At 52.9% G+C, this 15,085-nt stretch carries 21 protein-coding genes and 3 pseudogenes; 15 read left to right on the forward strand and 9 right to left on the reverse strand.

Features of this window, described 5'->3' with window-relative positions; translation table 11 throughout:
* Positions 1-224: 224 nt before the first annotated feature.
* The 8 genes and pseudogenes from GM30_RS25775 to GM30_RS21845 all read left to right on the forward strand — a co-directional run.
* A pseudogene (locus GM30_RS25775) lies at positions 225-607 on the forward strand (transposase); the annotation flags it as partial.
* A 57-nt stretch (positions 608-664) separates the two neighbouring features.
* Positions 665-1,555 carry a class I SAM-dependent methyltransferase gene (locus GM30_RS21815; protein WP_049850296.1) on the forward strand — a complete coding sequence of 297 codons (891 nt, stop codon included), beginning with the start codon at positions 665-667 and terminating at the stop codon, positions 1,553-1,555.
* A gap of 418 nt (positions 1,556-1,973) precedes the next feature.
* The gene (locus tag GM30_RS21820) at positions 1,974-2,171 is read left to right on the forward strand and encodes a hypothetical protein (RefSeq protein WP_049850297.1); all 198 of its coding nucleotides are present in this window, start codon (positions 1,974-1,976) and stop codon (positions 2,169-2,171) included.
* Positions 2,172-2,244: 73 nt separating this feature from the next.
* Positions 2,245-2,607, forward strand: coding sequence for a RidA family protein (locus GM30_RS21825; protein WP_049850319.1), 363 nt, complete (start codon positions 2,245-2,247; stop codon positions 2,605-2,607).
* A gap of 49 nt (positions 2,608-2,656) precedes the next feature.
* Positions 2,657-3,196 (forward strand): DUF2058 domain-containing protein, encoded by a 540-nt coding sequence (locus GM30_RS21830; protein ID WP_049850298.1) that lies wholly within the window; start codon positions 2,657-2,659, stop codon positions 3,194-3,196.
* A gap of 68 nt (positions 3,197-3,264) precedes the next feature.
* Positions 3,265-3,747 carry a cold-shock protein gene (locus GM30_RS21835; protein ID WP_049850299.1) on the forward strand — a complete coding sequence of 161 codons (483 nt, stop codon included), beginning with the start codon at positions 3,265-3,267 and terminating at the stop codon, positions 3,745-3,747.
* 17 nt (positions 3,748-3,764) lie between these two features.
* Positions 3,765-4,010, forward strand: coding sequence for a YmjA family protein (locus GM30_RS21840; protein ID WP_049850300.1), 246 nt, complete (start codon positions 3,765-3,767; stop codon positions 4,008-4,010).
* A 167-nt stretch (positions 4,011-4,177) separates the two neighbouring features.
* On the forward strand, positions 4,178-4,726 hold the full coding sequence (locus GM30_RS21845; protein WP_238582692.1) for an anti-virulence regulator CigR family protein: 549 nt from the start codon (positions 4,178-4,180) through the stop codon (positions 4,724-4,726).
* Between the two features lie 134 nt (positions 4,727-4,860).
* Here the strand turns inward: GM30_RS21845 and GM30_RS21850 are convergent, their stop codons facing one another.
* Positions 4,861-5,427 (reverse strand): DUF2239 family protein, encoded by a 567-nt coding sequence (locus GM30_RS21850; RefSeq protein WP_049850301.1) that lies wholly within the window; start codon positions 5,425-5,427, stop codon positions 4,861-4,863.
* Positions 5,428-5,521: 94 nt separating this feature from the next.
* Positions 5,522-6,256 (reverse strand): SDR family oxidoreductase, encoded by a 735-nt coding sequence (locus tag GM30_RS21855; RefSeq protein ID WP_049850302.1) that lies wholly within the window; start codon positions 6,254-6,256, stop codon positions 5,522-5,524.
* A 101-nt stretch (positions 6,257-6,357) separates the two neighbouring features.
* On the opposite strand from GM30_RS21855, the gene GM30_RS21860 reads away from it, so the two are divergent.
* Together GM30_RS21860 and GM30_RS21865 are read left to right on the forward strand one after the other, a co-directional pair.
* A complete protein-coding gene (locus GM30_RS21860) occupies positions 6,358-7,263 on the forward strand; it encodes an AraC family transcriptional regulator (protein ID WP_155484027.1) in 906 nt (301 codons plus the stop codon).
* Positions 7,264-7,555: 292 nt separating this feature from the next.
* On the forward strand, positions 7,556-7,747 hold the full coding sequence (locus GM30_RS21865) for a hypothetical protein (protein WP_049850304.1): 192 nt from the start codon (positions 7,556-7,558) through the stop codon (positions 7,745-7,747).
* 30 nt (positions 7,748-7,777) lie between these two features.
* Here GM30_RS21865 and GM30_RS21870 read toward each other — a convergent pair whose 3' ends face one another.
* Both GM30_RS21870 and GM30_RS26455 read right to left on the reverse strand, forming a co-directional pair.
* On the reverse strand, positions 7,778-8,671 hold the full coding sequence (locus GM30_RS21870) for a PhzF family isomerase (RefSeq protein WP_049850305.1): 894 nt from the start codon (positions 8,669-8,671) through the stop codon (positions 7,778-7,780).
* 30 nt (positions 8,672-8,701) lie between these two features.
* Positions 8,702-8,941: a hypothetical protein gene (locus GM30_RS26455; RefSeq protein WP_155484028.1), complete on the reverse strand. Its 240-nt coding sequence runs from the start codon at positions 8,939-8,941 to the stop codon at positions 8,702-8,704.
* Between the two features lie 247 nt (positions 8,942-9,188).
* On the opposite strand from GM30_RS26455, the gene GM30_RS21875 reads away from it, so the two are divergent.
* Positions 9,189-9,584 carry a hypothetical protein gene (locus GM30_RS21875; RefSeq protein ID WP_049850306.1) on the forward strand — a complete coding sequence of 132 codons (396 nt, stop codon included), beginning with the start codon at positions 9,189-9,191 and terminating at the stop codon, positions 9,582-9,584.
* A gap of 235 nt (positions 9,585-9,819) precedes the next feature.
* Positions 9,820-10,086: a DUF2534 family protein gene (locus GM30_RS21880; protein WP_049850307.1), complete on the forward strand. Its 267-nt coding sequence runs from the start codon at positions 9,820-9,822 to the stop codon at positions 10,084-10,086.
* Between the two features lie 116 nt (positions 10,087-10,202).
* Here GM30_RS21880 and GM30_RS26460 read toward each other — a convergent pair whose 3' ends face one another.
* Positions 10,203-10,304, reverse strand: coding sequence for a YoaK family small membrane protein (locus GM30_RS26460; protein ID WP_038154422.1), 102 nt, complete (start codon positions 10,302-10,304; stop codon positions 10,203-10,205).
* Between the two features lie 43 nt (positions 10,305-10,347).
* Positions 10,348-11,379 carry a sensor domain-containing diguanylate cyclase gene (locus GM30_RS21885; RefSeq protein WP_049850308.1) on the reverse strand — a complete coding sequence of 344 codons (1,032 nt, stop codon included), beginning with the start codon at positions 11,377-11,379 and terminating at the stop codon, positions 10,348-10,350.
* A gap of 361 nt (positions 11,380-11,740) precedes the next feature.
* Here GM30_RS21885 and GM30_RS21890 point away from each other — a divergent pair, with 361 nt between their 5' ends.
* Positions 11,741-12,046 carry a hypothetical protein gene (locus tag GM30_RS21890; RefSeq protein WP_049850309.1) on the forward strand — a complete coding sequence of 102 codons (306 nt, stop codon included), beginning with the start codon at positions 11,741-11,743 and terminating at the stop codon, positions 12,044-12,046.
* Here the strand turns inward: GM30_RS21890 and GM30_RS21895 are convergent.
* A complete protein-coding gene (locus GM30_RS21895) occupies positions 12,029-12,376 on the reverse strand; it encodes a DUF488 domain-containing protein (RefSeq protein ID WP_049850310.1) in 348 nt (115 codons plus the stop codon). The two genes, GM30_RS21890 and GM30_RS21895, sit on opposite strands and share 18 nt — an antisense overlap.
* Positions 12,377-12,477: 101 nt before the next feature.
* On the opposite strand from GM30_RS21895, the gene GM30_RS21900 reads away from it, so the two are divergent.
* A complete protein-coding gene (locus tag GM30_RS21900; RefSeq protein WP_049850311.1) occupies positions 12,478-13,185 on the forward strand; it encodes a CTP synthase C-terminal region-related (seleno)protein in 708 nt (235 codons plus the stop codon).
* 38 nt (positions 13,186-13,223) lie between these two features.
* Here the strand turns inward: GM30_RS21900 and GM30_RS21905 are convergent.
* A pseudogene (locus GM30_RS21905) lies at positions 13,224-14,236 on the reverse strand (MFS transporter).
* Positions 14,237-14,332: 96 nt separating this feature from the next.
* On the opposite strand from GM30_RS21905, the pseudogene GM30_RS21910 reads away from it, so the two are divergent.
* Positions 14,333-14,990, forward strand: a pseudogene (locus GM30_RS21910) (helix-turn-helix domain-containing protein).
* Here the strand turns inward: GM30_RS21910 and GM30_RS25200 are convergent.
* On the reverse strand, positions 14,985-15,085 hold a 101-nt coding region (locus GM30_RS25200; RefSeq protein ID WP_155484029.1), incomplete at its 5' end, for a DUF441 family protein. The pseudogene GM30_RS21910 and the gene GM30_RS25200 overlap by 6 nt on opposite strands.

The following is a 15,085-nucleotide window of genomic DNA, read 5'->3' on the forward strand; positions in this document are numbered from 1 at the left end:
CCCAGAATCACCGGAACGTCCAGGTGCGCGGGGATTACGTGACGGGGCGGTTTTGTCAGCAGTTCTGCGACCGCACCGGCGCGTCGAGGGCGGGTAATGCCAACACCCATTTGACTGATCTCTTCCCTGTAAACAGTGCCAGGCTAAACTGAAGTCTCCGGTCTTTCTTCCATCTCAAAGAGAGGCTCATCGCCATGAAAAAGACCCGTTAGACCGAAGAACAGATCGCGTTTGCGCTGAAACAGGCCGAAACCGGCACCCGCGTCGGGGAAGTCTGCCGAAAGATGGGCATTTCTGAGGCCACTTTTTACAACTGGAAGAAGAAATTCGCCGGTCTGGGCGTAACGGAACTGCGTCGTCTGCGGCTACGGGAGGATGAAAATCAGCGGCTGAAGAAACTGGTGGCTGACCTGAGTCTGGACAAGGAGATGCTGCAGGAGGTACTGAAGCAAAAGTTCTGAGACCGGCTCAGAAGCGTCAGGCGGTGCATTTTCTGCGGGAGGCTTACCGTATCAGTGTCCGACGGGGGTGCGGACTGCTGATGCAGAGCAGAACCGTTTACCACTGGCAGAGCCGGCGGGATGATCGGGCCATAACCCTGCGTATCAGTGTTTGATGACTAAAAAGTATTTACACAGATAAAAAACAGAATACTCTGTTAAGAATGGTTATTTCGTTACTCAACTTAATAACCGAAATTCACTCAGAAGAAGAATACGGAATTTTGCCAGGGAGGAAGGGTACTTTGGAAATTAATAACGATATCTGCGACTTCTATGAGAACAACTTTGACGAGGCCAACCGTTTTTCAGGGAATCCTCTTGAGTTCATTCGCTCTCAGGATATCATCAAACGTTTTTTGACGCCTGCCCCCATGGTTATCGCCGATGTTGCCGGTGCAACAGGTATTTATTCTTTCTGGCTGGCAGAGCAAAGGCATCAGGTGCATTTGTTGGATCTATCCAGCAAACATATTGAACAGGCCAGACAACACGGAAAGCAAAGCGCTATTCAGTTGGCGTCATTCACCTGTGGGGATGCGAGACAATTACCATGGGACGACAATACATTCGATATGGTGCTGCTGATGGGTGCTCTGTACCACCTTCAGGAAAGCGGAGACCGGACGCGATGCATTGAGGAATGCTTTCGGGTACTGAAACCTGGTGGCAGAGCTGTTTTTGCCTACATTTCCCGGGCCGCGTCTCTGGTGGATGGCTATAAATATCATTTTTTAAATGATCCGATATTTCAGCACATTGTGGAAACCGATCTGCAAACGGGAAAACATGAAAACCCGACCAGTAATCCTCACTATTTCACTACAGCTTTTTTTCATACCCCTGCGTTAATAACACAGGAACTTCAGCAGGGCGGTTTTGAGGAAATTAGGATCTTTGCAGTGGAAGGTTTTGCCAGCATGATCGATACAGACAAAATTATGCAGGATGAGCACAAAAAAGCTCTTTTGCTTAAGCACTTAGCTTTCACTGAGGAGTCTTCAGAACTGCTGGGTATTTCATCGCATCTGTTAGCCGTTGCCAAAAAAGTCTAAGGGCCGTTATCCAGACTGGTGACGATGTCTTTACCCGCTTCGCCTGAATAATTATTAATCTTCTGTCGCTCGTTATGCACTATAGTTAGTATTCTATCTATCTGACTGGAGGGCTTATCCCTCAGATAAATTTCAGATGTCCGGTTTGCTCAAGCAAAAAGTTTTTTTTCACTTCTTTTAGCCCAACGCTAAACCTACCTCATGGTGCTGTCTGCTCTGTCTGCGGAACCAGACTCACCGCTAATTCATGCCTGTCAAAACTAAGACGGAGACGGTGGCCAAAGCAGGTGGTTTAAGACGGGCCTCTTACGAGGCCTTTTTCATTACTCTGTGATACTGTCAACTCACTGAAAAAATATTGTGAGCAAAATGACCGTTAGGCCAGGAGATTTTTTATTTAGTAACCGAGAGCAACATCATGAAGAATAAAGAAGAACAAACGGGTCTCGTTGGGCTCGCGATTGGCGCTGCCGTAATTGGCCTGGTTTCTGCGCAGAAATCTATCAATCGACAGAGTATTATCGAAGAACTGATGCGGTTAGGAAGGCAAAAGGGTGATGGCCTGGAAGATGAGGTGTTCGTAAAGGCGGCAGAATTAGTCGCAAAAGGCATCTGAACGTCTGGACAGGAAGTCGCTCACTGAAAAAACGAAAAGTGAGACACTATTCTCAAACAGGGATGAAATGAATATGAACAAAATTATCAGACATGAAATCAACGAAGACTGGGCGCTTGCAGGGTTGGTAGAAGCAGGCGGCTTCGTGTTCGTCAGCTATTGCGTTGGAAATATTGGGCAACCCATCGAAGCACAAATTAACGGCGCATTTGATGATTTGAGCAAAAGACTGGGCTCCATTGGCCTTACGCTGGAATCGGTGGTCAAAGTTGATGCGCTGTTCCGCGATATCTGGAATATTCCCCTCATGGAAAAGGTTATCAAGCAAAGATTCCATGGTCAGTATCCTGCCAGAAAGTCCATTCAGACTGAATTTGCGCACCGTGGCGGTGACTCAGGCATGTTGTTCCAGCTTGATGCCATCGCTTGTCGATGACATTTCCAGTTATAATCTCCCAAATTTTCCAACGGATCCAGAAACGACGATGACAAAACTCACCTTACAAGAGCAGATGCTAAAAGCCGGGTTAGTGACCAGTAAAAAAATGGCCAAAGTACAAAGAACGGCCAAAAAATCACGCGTTCAGGCGCGTGAGGCTCGCGAGGCGGTTGAAGAAAATAAAAAAGCACAGCTTGAACGTGATAAACAGCTTAGCGAACAGCAAAAACACGCGGCTTTATCTAAAGAATATAAAGCTCAGGTGAAGCAACTTATTGAAATGAACCGAATCACCCCTCAGAAAGGCGATATTGGTTTTAACTTCACGGATAATAACGTCATTAAAAAAATCACTGTCGATAAACTGACTCAGTCTCAACTGATCAGTGGTCGTCTTGCTATCGCGCGTTTGGTTATTGATAGCGCTGGTGAGTGTGAATACGCGATTATCCCTGCGGTCGTGGCTGATAAAATTGCGCAACGAGATGCGGACAGTATTGTCTTAAACAGTGCGCTGAGTCATGAAGAGCAGGATGAAGATGATCCATATGCTGATTTTAAAGTTCCCGATGATTTAATGTGGTAATACGGACTGGCAGTGCTTTACACTGCGCGCGGTAAAAACTGAGTAGACAGACGATTAAGCAGGCGATAATGGCGATGAACGGAACAATCAAAACCTGGTTTAAAGAGAAAGGTTTTGGCTTTATCAAAGACGAAAACGGCGATAACCGTTATTTTCATGTGATCAAGGTCGCCAACCCTGATCTGATCAAAAAAGAGGCTGCGGTGACGTTCGAACCCACCACCAATAACAAGGGGTTGTCAGCGTATGCGGTAAAAGTGATACCAGAAAGTAAATATATCTATATCGCGGGCGAGCGCCTTAAACTTACGTCGATTAAATCTTACGTGGTTTACAGCGAAGAAGTGCCCGCCGATACGCGCATCGATAAAGAAAATGCCGTGCTGTCTGTGGGTGTACTGATGGGAAGTATCAGGCCGAAATCTGCCACTAAGCCGGGTGAAATGCGCTCGCTAAAAAAACTGGCGATCACAACCTTTCAGGGAACAATGCTCACCTTCTCGGAAGATGAAATAGACATCGATGCGACGGTGAAAATGCTTAAGATCTGATGTTGTGGAGACGATTTATGACCAATGAAATACCGCTTAAATTTTATGACATCGTTGATGAGTATTCGACGGAATCGGCAATGCCAGTGAGCGAATCAGAGCGTGATTCTCTAGCGCATTACTTCCAGTTATTGATCACTCGCTTAACGAATAACGAAGAAATCAGTGAAGAAGCGCAGAAAGAAATGGCGGGCGTCGCCGGGATTAATACGCTTCGAATCGATGAGATAGCCACATTTCTCAATGAATGGGGTAATGAATAGCGCCTGTTACGGCTATTCTACAGCGAGGACATTAACACCGGGAAGCCCCGGCGTTTTTTATTCCTGCTTAAAACCACAGGACGTGGTTTTATCAGATAAAAGGAGATTGTCTTCATCACCTTTAATACATAGGCTTAACGTGCGTAATCCTTTTAGAGGTATGTATCATGTTTAAGCGTCGCACGTTAAAAACTGCATTGGCGGCGGTTATTTCGCTCACAGTGATGACCACCCCGGTTTTCGCCAATCCGGGTAACGGAAATGGTGGTGGACACGGTAACAGCAACGGAGGTCATGGCAACAATGGTAACAGCCATGGCAATGCAAAGCAGGACAAAGGCAATACCTTCGGACCGTCTTCAGAAAAAACGAATAACGGAAAAAGCAACAGAAAACCCGATCACGTGGATTCGGACATCAGCGTCTCAAGAGCGCGTGCGCTGGCGGTGAATTATGGCCTGACGGGGTATCAGTCTTTGCCACCAGGCATCGCCAAAAATGTGATGCGTGGTAAGCCGCTGCCTCCGGGGATTGCGAAGAAAACAATACCTGCATCCATGTTGGGTGAGTTACCCAATTATCCGGGCTATGAATGGAAACGAATTGGTGACGATCTGGTACTGGTCGCGCTCAGTACGGCGGGCGGGGGGGGCTTTTTACTTTCTGAGCTCGAGATAGCGCGCCATAAACAGGTCGTATGCCAGGCCGGGGCGTAGCGGCACAATGTGGAGCAAATCGCTTCCGGGGATCCCCTCAGGCATTGACCACGGTTCTCCATGTAAAACGTCGTTCTCCATGTTGATGCATCTGGCCTGTGGTTACGGAGTATATCACCGTGCGCATGGTGCTCTTATTTTTCATCCTCCTTTTTAAACGCCAGTTGCCACGCGTACTGGCGAATATCCTGCGGCCAGCTTGCGATGCAGGCCGTAAAACCCGGCTCATCATCGGCAAACAAGGCTCGCAGGCAGGCTTCGTATTCAGGAAGGTCTCCGGCGATTTCATGCATAAACTGATAGGCGCGCTCATGCCGACGGCGCTTATTTTCAGCCGGTTCACTGGTTTTTCTGGCCTGATCGATGAGCCTGCGCAGCGTGGCGGAGGCGCCGCCCGGCTGGGTCGCCAGCCATTCCCAGTGGCGAGGGAGCAGGGTAACCTCCTTTGCTGATACGCCAAGCTTTGGCCTGCCGCGGGATTTAGCGACCGTCGTCTGGCTCCCCAGTTCCGGGTAAACGGCCAGGGCGCTGGCTTCATCGCCGTGAGGGTGAATATCAAGGCGCTTACCGTTCTGGTCATTGAAAATGAAGACTGGCTCATTCCCCACGTCCATGGCCTGAATCTGCTGTAACAGTGCATTCAGCGTACCGTGGGCTATCTGCCGTTGCTGAAGAAAGGCTGTTAAGGTGATGGTAGACATCGGAGTAACCTATTTTATCCGGGTAAAAATTGCATCCTACTGAGCGATGAGGCTCTTGTCAATTATACCCGGGTAAAAATTTCCATTGCCGTGGTTACGGCAGTGCCAGCGCATCCGTCCCGGCCCGGAAGCGGAGCTGGCCAGATTCGTCGTTCGCCGCCTTAAATACTACTTCAGCCACGTCGGTTTCCCGGGTAAAGTCCGTGGCGTGGGCGAACCCGTCAAAGACGCTGCGCGCAAACGGCGCATAGGCTTCCGGAATCAGCCCCTGCATGCGTTGCTGACCATTGGCGGCGAAGCGGGTTGTGGGGCCATAGCCAGGCTCTACCAGCTTAACGCGCACGCCAAAGTACTGAAGTTCGTGTTCCAGCGAACCGGTAAATCCTTCAATCGCGGCTTTGCTGGCGGTATAGGCCGCCACCAGCGGATACGGTGCCAGCGTGGCGCTTGAGGTCACGTTGATGATGGTACCGCTGCGGCGGGTGCGGAACTGCGGGATGACCGCCTGGCACATCGCCATCACGCCAAATGTATTGGTTTCGAAGATGTCGCGCACGGTGGACACCGGGGTGACCTCAAAGGCGCCAAACAGGCCGATGCCGGCGTTATTCACCAGCACGTCGATCGGCCCTGCGGTTTTGAGGGCCTGGGTAATGCTGTCCGGCCGGGTGACATCCAGCGACAGGACGCATAATTTCCTTGAAGCGGGAAACAGCGTCGATCGTGGTGTACGCATTGTGGCAATGACGTTCCAGCCCTGGGCGAGGAAATAGCGGGCGGTCTCCAGGCCATAGCCGGAAGAGCAGCCGGTGATCAGTACAGTTTTCATTTTTGGCTCCGGGGTGCAGGTTAATTCGTCATCAACAATAGACGCACGTCGCTGGATTAACGATAATCAATCATCCTGCTTTTTTTAGTGTGAGTCCTGAAATGGGCGATCCGCTTTCTGAAGTCGTTCGACTGCTCCATCCCAGTGCCGCCTTTGCCAATATCATTAGTGGGAAGGGCAACTGGGCAGTGCGCTATACCGAATACGGTCTGCCCAGCTTTTGCATCATGCTGGAGGGCAGTTGCCTGCTGACGGTTGACGGGCACGAACCCATCGTCATCAGCGCCGGGGATTTTATCCTCTTACCCACGACCCCGGCCTTCACGCTGTCGAGTTTTGTACCGGCACCTCCGGTGTTTCTGGATCCGTTCAAAGTCGCCAGCGAGCATCGCGAGCTGCGTTATGGTGACGGGGAAGGCATCCCGGAGATGCGTTCGTTGGGCGGCGCGTTCCTGTTCGACTGCGCCGATCCCGGCTTGCTGGTGTCCCTGTTGCCGACGGTGGTTCACGTCCGGGATTCGGTGCGTTTGTCACAGCTCGTGCAGATGGTGGGGGAAGAATCTGCCGGGCAAAAGCCGGGTAGCGAATTCATGCTTTCCCGGCTGGCAGAACTGCTGCTGGTGGAGGCGATACGCTCCGTCGCGGCCGGAAACGCGCCGCCCGGGCTATTGCAGGGCCTGGCGGATGAGCGTCTGGCTCATGCCTTAAACGCGATGCATGCGCGTGTCGATCATGCCTGGACCATTGATGAACTGGCGAAACGCGCCGCCTTGTCCCGTTCAGTCTTCTTTGAACGCTTCTCGCGCAGGGTGGGAATGGCACCGATGGCGTATCTGCTGGCCTGGCGGATGGCGATCGCCAAAGATCTGCTTCGTGGCAACGAGCTGTCCGTGTCGGAGATTGCTGAGCGCGTGGGCTACGGCTCGACAAGCGCATTTAGTGTGGCGTTCAGCCGTCATGTCGGGATCGCGCCGGGCCGGTTTACACGGGCATCGTCATCAGAATAAAGGCGCCAAAATGAACGCCACCGAACTGAACACGCTTTACCATCCAACCACTGAAAAGACACTGCGCTGAATGTCGGTAAATCATAAATGAGATAATTATCTGATAGTCAGAAACGAAAATTACAGGATTGCCGTTATTTTTTATTATTTATATTGCAGTGCTGTCGGAATAAATATCAAAAATAATACGTAGCGTGAAATTTTGTATTCGACGTGTTTTTAAATTTTTGGTTGAAATCAGTAAATCAATTGTTATATTAATGATGCCCATTGTTAATGCAGGGATAGTAGAATGAAAAAGAAAATCATTCAAAGGCGAATTAATAAAAACCAATACGTTAATCCTGAACACATCGTGAAGATCGACTGGCAGAGCCACGATCAGGTGTTCGTCCTGCAGATTGTCACAGGAGAACGGATAACCCTGGATAAAGAAGAATCTCAAGATTTAATGGATTATTTTGATTTTAAAAATCCATTATAATAGTTGGCCGCGGCAGCGGCCTTTTTTAATTTATACCAAAATCGCCAGATCGGCATGAAATAATATCACCGCTCTGCCCGAAATCGTCACTTTCTCCGGCTGGTTATCGCGAATAGTAACGGTGATATCCACAACGCCGCTGCGGCCAATTGCCCGCCCCTGATGGCCGCGGATGCGGAGCAGGTGACCGTCATGCGTCATCAGTCCATGATGCACCAGCCACGCGCCCATCGGGCCGTTGGCATTGCCAGTGACCGGATCTTCCGCGATGCCGATCGCTGGTGAGAACATCCTGCCATCGGTTTCGGTTTTACCGGGGCGAATGAGGAACGGGAAAAAGCCGTTGCAGCCGATCTGCTGGCTAATGGCCGCCAGCGCCGAAAGGTCAGGGCTGAGTGCATCAATATCAACCTCAGGCTTCAGCGGCACCATCACTTTGGAATGACCGGTCGAGGCGACCTGAACCGGCAGACCGGGTAGCATGTCGTTTTCATCGAGCCCGAGCGCGGTGAGGATCGCGGCGCGGGTTTTTCCCTCCAGCGGTGGTTCAAATACGGGCGCACCCTGTTCCAGTGCTATCCGCAGATCATCCCCTTCGGAAAGAATATCGACGCGATGGCGTCCCGCCAGCGACGTCTGCCAGACCGTACAGTCCCTTAGCCCTAACACTTTCGAACGTACATAGTGCGCTGCCACGGTCGCGTGGCCGCAGATCGGCACTTCAACCGTGGGGGTGAAGTAGCGGATACGGACGTCACTGTCGTCGCTGTTTAACAGAAAAGCGGTTTCCGAATGTCGCAACTCACGGGCGATGAGCTGCATCTGCGCATCGCTCAGGCCATCGGCATTCAGCACGACGCCTGCGGAATTGCCACGAAACGGTTCGGTGGTGAAAGCATCAACGTGATAGATCTGTGGCGTCATTTTTACTCCGTGACAGTTGAGGGGAAAGGATCAGGCGCCACGTATTTGCGTGTTATAGCGAATGGCTGCCAGGGTTGCCGTCATGCTACTGCAAAACAGACGGTTATACGCCAGGTTCCAGTAGTTATTACGGTGCACAAACACCATGAATTTTTTAGTGCCGCAGCAGGGAACGACGCAATAACAGGGCGATGGTTGCTCGTTGGGCGGGAGTCCCTCGCCATAAGAAGAGAAGAGGATGCGGGTTTCTGAAAGAGTGAGCTGATCCATGTTAACACTGTCCATTTCTGAAGGCTGAAAACGCAAAATTCAGTCCCCAACCATATCGCATTGAAATTAATTAAGCGAGAGATAGCGATTTCATTTATGTTCAGCCATCCCACGAAAGCATGAAAATTATCCCCCGCTACGCACAATGCCTGAGTTTTTACCGCTGCGTGTTTCATCACTTCGTACGATCTGAGCGTGACCGCCACCGACGTATAATCACTCAGTCATAAACCGCGGAGGGGCGAGAATGAATAACGCGACGGTCGTCTGGATAACCCAACAGGTGGTTATTTTCCTTCCAGCGGTGCTGTGTGTTTTTCTCGGATACCGGTTATTAATGAAAGGGTTATTCGACGGCGAGCCCAATATCATCACCGCCTGGGGAAATAATCGCAGGCTTATTCTGAAGCGATCGACACCGGGTTTTCTGTTTGTGGTCATTGGCCTCGGGATGATTGCACTGAATCTCAACAGCGATGCGTTTTTAATCAAATCGACAGATGGGCCGCAGGATAAAACGGGAGGAGGGACAACCACGATAACCCTGCGTGACGGGAAATGTGAATCGTCAAACAATGTCGGGATCAGCAGTTGCGCCTTCACGGGGGAGTATATTACGGACATCCAGAGCGCGAGCCGATAAAAAAAACCTGCCACCGTGTCGTGGCAGGGGAACAAAAAAAGTTTANNTGTCGGAAAACATTATTACTCATTTGTATGACAAATAAAAGGCAATTCGCAGCAGAAATTTGCTTTAAGCCTCAGCGCGAGAAGCGCAAGGAAACGCGTGCGTAACATTAAACCTTCAAATTGCTTTTCATTAGTGTTACAACTAGCCGCGAAAATGAGCGTCGCCAGTCGAAGAGGAGGGAAGCGCGATGATTCTGGAAAGGCTGAAGAGCAAAAACGGCAAGAAGTTTATCGGCGTGGTAGTGGTGGCGTTTATCGCGGCCATCGCTGTTGTCGGAAGAGCGACTTTCGGGGGCGTCGTCAGAGAGTACAACCTGCCTTATTCCGAATGGACCACCGGCATGTTTATCCTGCAGGGTGCGATGGTATGTATTTACAGCATCGTCTTTACGATCCTGATTGCTATTCCTTTCGGTTTTATTCTGCTGGGTAGTGACAGTCAGAAAGAGAAGTGATGTGCAGAAGGCGGCGGCATCACCGGGCGCCTTCACGCAGCATTACCACCAGCCAAATTGCGTTCCGGCAACGGCGACGATCGCAATCACGATCATGATCAGTGTGGTTTTACGCATTACGCGCCTCCGGGAGCAGCATAGCCGCCCACAAAAAACCAGGTCAGAAACACAACGGCCGCGATAAAAATCGCCACCGGAAACAGCACGCCTAATTTCATCGTCGCTCCTTATTAATAAACCGCGCTCATCATACCTGATGCGTCATTCCATCGTGCTGAAAAAGAGCGTCTGGCGACGACTTTTCTTATCCAGATACATGGCATCGTCGGCTGCGCGCAGCGCAGTTTCGGCGTCGGTGCTGGCCGGATCAACGGCGACCAGACCAATGCTGGCGCCAGGATAGGTAAAGGTTACGCAGCCCAGATCGTACTCGCCACGTGTATGCGCGCGCAGTGCTTCGCGTTTTTCCTGCAGCCGCTCGCCGGTCAGCGTTCCACCGGATTTACTGATGCTGGCGAACAGAAATTCATCGCCACCAAGCCGCGCAACGATGTCGTCGCCGGTTCTGACCGCCGACAGACGGGCGCCAACCTGGCGAAGAAATTCATCCCCCGCCTGATGCCCGTAACGATCGTTGATAGATTTGAAATTATCAAGATCGATAAACGCCATCACCACGCTGTGCTTCATGTGGCTGGCAATGGAAAACAGCGTTGGCAGATGTTCGAACAGGGCGCGGCGATTGGGCAAGCCGGTCAGCTCATCGGTAAACGAATGCGCTCTTAATGCCGCGTTGGCCTCACGTAACTGAACGACCAGCGATTCGCGCTCAATATGGCGGGCAATCAGCCCTGCAAAGAGGTGCAGAACGTGCTCGCCACGCAGCGAAAAGTCGTGCCGGGTTTTGCTGGTCGCACATAGCGTGCCGTACAGCGACCCGTCATTGAGGTGCACCGGCGTGCTGAATAGCGTTTTAATACCAAGGGCGCGCGCCGCGTCGCAATCCTGCCAGCGCACATCCACTTCGTCTGAATAGAAACAGTTGTCCCGTATCGCCCGTTTGCAGAGCGTCTGCTCCCACGGAACCGTGAGCCCTTCAGGAATGTGCATTTCGCCGCTGTTGCGCGCGAACTGCACATGCTGCAACTCTGCGCCCATATCGATTCGGGTGAGGTAGGTGGATTCCATATCGGTCACCATCGCCAGCATCTCCAGCAACTGGCGGACAAGGCCTTCCAGCGACTGTTCTGTAGAGAGGCTATGAGAAACCTGGGCAAGAATAATATCGGACATTACTGCGATGACTCCCGCATGCTGGTCCTTACCAGCGCACGCTTTGCTGAAAATTTCGACGACTTAATCATAGTAAATCATGAAAACAGCGAATTTCATATCTTCGCCGCGCGGGTGTTGTCAGAAAGGTGGGCTAAAAAAAAGCCCCGTCGGGGGAGACGGGGCAAAACTCATTGATTATGGAATGATCTGTTCTCTGGTCATTCGAGAACAGGGAAATAGTACGCGGCAATCGTGCAGTTAAAATGAAGAAATCGTGAAGATTGTCAGAGGCGAAAACACGCCAGGCCAGTGACTTCGCGGGTTTGCTGCGTTACACTCTCGTTCAGATTTATCTGAAATCAGGATTGGCAACAGAAGTATGTTTCAACTCAGGCCAGGCACCATGGCGATGATTATCGGTGCGCGTACCATCGCCGGACGGGCGAACGTAGGAAAATCGGTCGAACTTTTTGCGCTGTGTCAGCCGGGCGAACGGCTGCTTAACCCGGTCAACGGGGTGATGACAGAACTCTCTGCCGATGCGCCGCGCCCGCTGTGGATGGTGACCGGGGATGTTTGTGCCAGCGATGGCCAGCGTGGGTTCACCTTTGTACGCGCGGAATACTTAATGCCGCTGGTGCCTGACTCCCGGCCCGAAGCGTCGCGCTTACTTGAGGTGCGCTAGCCATTCTGCCAGCACCCGCGCGTGGTTTTGCCGGGTGTTCCTGGCGGCGTAGAGAAGCGTCAGCCCTTTCTCGTCGGCTATCTTCAGCAGGCGTTTGCCTTCCTCACGCTGAGCGTCCAGTTCGTTGCAGTAGTGCTGGCTGAAGTTCGCGAAGTCGATCACTTTGCCGTGAAAGGCTTTGCGCAGCGCTGTCGACGGGGCGAGGGTTTTATTCCATTCATCATGCGCCAGACTCTCTTTTTTCACGCCGCGCGGCCATAACCGGTCAACCAGAACGCGATAGCCATCGTTGGCCTCAGGTGCATCGTATACGCGCTTACACTGAATCATCTCTCATCTCCCTGGTTAGTGCATACCAGGATAGTCCATCCGCCGCAGATATGACAGTATTACACCTGCTTCCGAAAACTGTCAGGCATAAGGATCTCTTAATGGAACATACCCGTCTCACCCCCGATCTCCGCATTGCGCTTGTTGGCGACCGTAGCGACACGGTGCTCGCGCATCAGGCCATTCCGCTGGCGCTCGACGATGCTGCCGCCGTGCTGGAAAAGGTCGTGAAGTATGACTGGCTGAGTACCGCGTCGATAAACTCTGCGGATGATCTCGCCGGTTACGATGCGATTTGGGTCGTGCCGGGCAGTCCCTATCAACATGTGGATGGCGCGTTTACCGCAATCCGCTTTGCGCGCGAAAACGGCATTCCGTTTCTTGGCACCTGCGGCGGCTTTCAGCACGCCATTATTGAATATGCCCGCAATGTGATGGGGTGGGCGGACGCCGCACACGCTGAAACCGACAGCAGCGGGCGAATGGTGATTGACGCGCTGACCTGTTCGCTGGTGGAGAAAACCGATGCCATCGAACTTCGCGGCAATACAATCGTTCACCGCGCTTATGGCCGTGGTGTGATTCAGGAAAAATATCACTGTAATTACGGCATTGCCCCGGCGTTTGCGCTTGAACTGGAGCATCAACCGCTGCAGGTGACCGGCTGGGACGAAGAGGGCGACATCAGAGTGGTAGAGCTAACGACCCATCCGTTCTTTGTGGCAACGCTGTTCCAGCATGAACGCAATGCGCTGGAAGGACGTCCGGCGCCGCTGGTGCAGGCGTTTCTGCGCGCCGCCGCGCTATAACATATGTTGCCCGGCGCAGGGTAACGCCGGGCAGTCTGTCAGGAGTGGATCTCCTGATCGCGCCCTGCACAGGCGCCAAAGCAGGCCATGAGGATGGCGAGCAGTGCAACGGCGATCAGCGGAATATGCCAGTCACCGCTGGCGTCATGAATTTTCCCCATCACTGGCGGGCCGCAGGCCGCCAGCAGATACCCCACNAATGGCCTGATCCGGCAGCAGCCAGAACCCGGCGGCACTGACCGCGCACATCAACGACACCAGCACCGCAATGCCGCGCTGGTCGCGCAATTTGTGCAGGATCAGCGGAATGACCAACCCCGGCGCGGCGGTGGCAAGCTGTAACAGCCCATGCAGCGAACCCGCCTGCGACTCGCTGTAGCCGTGGCTGATAAGAATGGCTGGCAGCCAGCCGATAATCACGTAATAGACCAGCGAGTTAAGCCCGAGAAACAGTGTTACCTGCCAGGCCAGCGCCGAGCGCCAGATACCGCGATCGTGCAGCGAACGCGAACCGGTAACAGACGACGTCTGATGGCTCCGCCACTGCGGCAGCCAGAACAGTAACGCCNCGTGGAGCGCCAGTGGGACGACCAGTGCGGAGCCCAGCGCCGCCGCGCCACCCATCGTCAGGGAATAGGCGCCGGTAAGCCGGGCGACATGCTGCGAAAAATCACGCTTGATTAAGCCCGGCAACAGCACGTTGCCCAGCGCGATGCCGCAGCCAATGATGGCAGTGCCAGCAAACAGCTGCGTGGGTGAGGGTAGCGAACGCACCGTAATCCCGACGCAAATCAACAGCAGAGCGGCGAACAGGCTGCGCTCCATGCCAAAACGACGGGCGATGCCAGCCGCCAGCGGAGAAATCAGACCAAACGCCAGCAGCGGCAGGGGGGGCNCCGGTCTGGGCGGTAGTCAGGCCGTAGTCGGCGCGAATGCTGTCCAGCAGCGGCGCGACACCGGTAAAAGTCACGCGCAGTGTGGTGGCAATCAGCAGAATGCCGGTGATAAGCAACAGGTGTTGACGGCCGGAAGAGGCAGCAGAAACAGACATAATATTCTCAGTTGCGAAAAAGTGACGACACGATAGCGGTTTTCGCCTTGTATTAAATCAAGCTAAAATGACAGATTATCGCTAAATTCGGACAACATGATGTACGGACTGGGACTTGATGGTTATGCGCCCGATAGCCAGCACGATGCGGCGATAGCCTTTCGCATTCGCGTGGTGGAGGACGAACAGTTTATTCCGCGCCATCAGCACCGCAAAGGGCAGCTGATTCTCGCGCTGCACGGCGCCCTGACCTGTGAAGTGGACAATGCGATGTGGATGGTGCCGCCACAATATGCGGTGTGGGTTCCCGGCCAGGTGCCGCACAGTAACCGGGCGACGCCGGGCGCGCGGATTTGCTTTCTGTTTATCGAACCCGGAGTGGCGGAGATGCCGGACCATTGCTGTACGCTGAAAATCTCACCGCTGGTTCGGGAGCTTATTCTCACGCTGTCAGAACGTACCGGCGCGGACACCGGGCGGCTGGTGCAACTGCTGTTTGATGAGCTTCCGCAACAGCCGCAGCAGCATCTGCAACTGCCGGTCTCTTCGCACCCGAAGATCCGCGAGATGACTGACACCATGGCGAACGCGCCGGATCGCTGNGGCGCTGCAGCTGTTGATCCGCGGTCAGGCGGTGCAGCAGGTGGCGCAGGCGCTCGGTTACGACTCCACCACCGCGTTTATCACCATGTTTAAAAAAGTGCTCGGTAAGACGCCGAAAGCGTATATCGCAGAATTAGGCCATGATTCATGATTTGCCGATGAGCAGCGACACCAGACCGGCGGCGATCAGCGGCCCGACGGGCACGCCACGGAAGAGGGCGACGCCGAGCACTGTTCCCACCAGCA

The organism is Trabulsiella odontotermitis (genome assembly GCF_001188485.1).
GTDB classification, from domain to species: domain Bacteria; phylum Pseudomonadota; class Gammaproteobacteria; order Enterobacterales; family Enterobacteriaceae; genus Trabulsiella; species Trabulsiella odontotermitis_A.

Excerpts from the sequence above, each read along its gene's own strand:
- GM30_RS21815 (WP_049850296.1), top strand. The coding sequence starts at position 665 with ATGGTTATTTCGTTACTCAACTTAATAACCGAAATTCACTCAGAAGAA.
- GM30_RS21820 (WP_049850297.1), top strand. The coding sequence starts at position 1,974 with ATGAAGAATAAAGAAGAACAAACGGGTCTCGTTGGGCTCGCGATTGGC.
- GM30_RS21825 (WP_049850319.1), top strand. The coding sequence starts at position 2,245 with ATGAACAAAATTATCAGACATGAAATCAACGAAGACTGGGCGCTTGCA.
- GM30_RS21830 (WP_049850298.1), top strand. The coding sequence starts at position 2,657 with ATGACAAAACTCACCTTACAAGAGCAGATGCTAAAAGCCGGGTTAGTG.
- GM30_RS21835 (WP_049850299.1), top strand. The coding sequence starts at position 3,265 with ATGGCGATGAACGGAACAATCAAAACCTGGTTTAAAGAGAAAGGTTTT.
- GM30_RS21840 (WP_049850300.1), top strand. The coding sequence starts at position 3,765 with ATGACCAATGAAATACCGCTTAAATTTTATGACATCGTTGATGAGTAT.
- GM30_RS21845 (WP_238582692.1), top strand. The coding sequence starts at position 4,178 with ATGTTTAAGCGTCGCACGTTAAAAACTGCATTGGCGGCGGTTATTTCG.
- GM30_RS21850 (WP_049850301.1), bottom strand. The coding sequence starts at position 5,427 with ATGTCTACCATCACCTTAACAGCCTTTCTTCAGCAACGGCAGATAGCC.
- GM30_RS21855 (WP_049850302.1), bottom strand. The coding sequence starts at position 6,256 with ATGAAAACTGTACTGATCACCGGCTGCTCTTCCGGCTATGGCCTGGAG.
- GM30_RS21860 (WP_155484027.1), top strand. The coding sequence starts at position 6,358 with ATGGGCGATCCGCTTTCTGAAGTCGTTCGACTGCTCCATCCCAGTGCC.
- GM30_RS21865 (WP_049850304.1), top strand. The coding sequence starts at position 7,556 with ATGAAAAAGAAAATCATTCAAAGGCGAATTAATAAAAACCAATACGTT.
- GM30_RS21870 (WP_049850305.1), bottom strand. The coding sequence starts at position 8,671 with ATGACGCCACAGATCTATCACGTTGATGCTTTCACCACCGAACCGTTT.
- GM30_RS26455 (WP_155484028.1), bottom strand. The coding sequence starts at position 8,941 with ATGGATCAGCTCACTCTTTCAGAAACCCGCATCCTCTTCTCTTCTTAT.
- GM30_RS21875 (WP_049850306.1), top strand. The coding sequence starts at position 9,189 with ATGAATAACGCGACGGTCGTCTGGATAACCCAACAGGTGGTTATTTTC.
- GM30_RS21880 (WP_049850307.1), top strand. The coding sequence starts at position 9,820 with ATGATTCTGGAAAGGCTGAAGAGCAAAAACGGCAAGAAGTTTATCGGC.
- GM30_RS26460 (WP_038154422.1), bottom strand. The coding sequence starts at position 10,304 with ATGAAATTAGGCGTGCTGTTTCCGGTGGCGATTTTTATCGCGGCCGTT.
- GM30_RS21885 (WP_049850308.1), bottom strand. The coding sequence starts at position 11,379 with ATGTCCGATATTATTCTTGCCCAGGTTTCTCATAGCCTCTCTACAGAA.
- GM30_RS21890 (WP_049850309.1), top strand. The coding sequence starts at position 11,741 with ATGTTTCAACTCAGGCCAGGCACCATGGCGATGATTATCGGTGCGCGT.
- GM30_RS21895 (WP_049850310.1), bottom strand. The coding sequence starts at position 12,376 with ATGATTCAGTGTAAGCGCGTATACGATGCACCTGAGGCCAACGATGGC.
- GM30_RS21900 (WP_049850311.1), top strand. The coding sequence starts at position 12,478 with ATGGAACATACCCGTCTCACCCCCGATCTCCGCATTGCGCTTGTTGGC.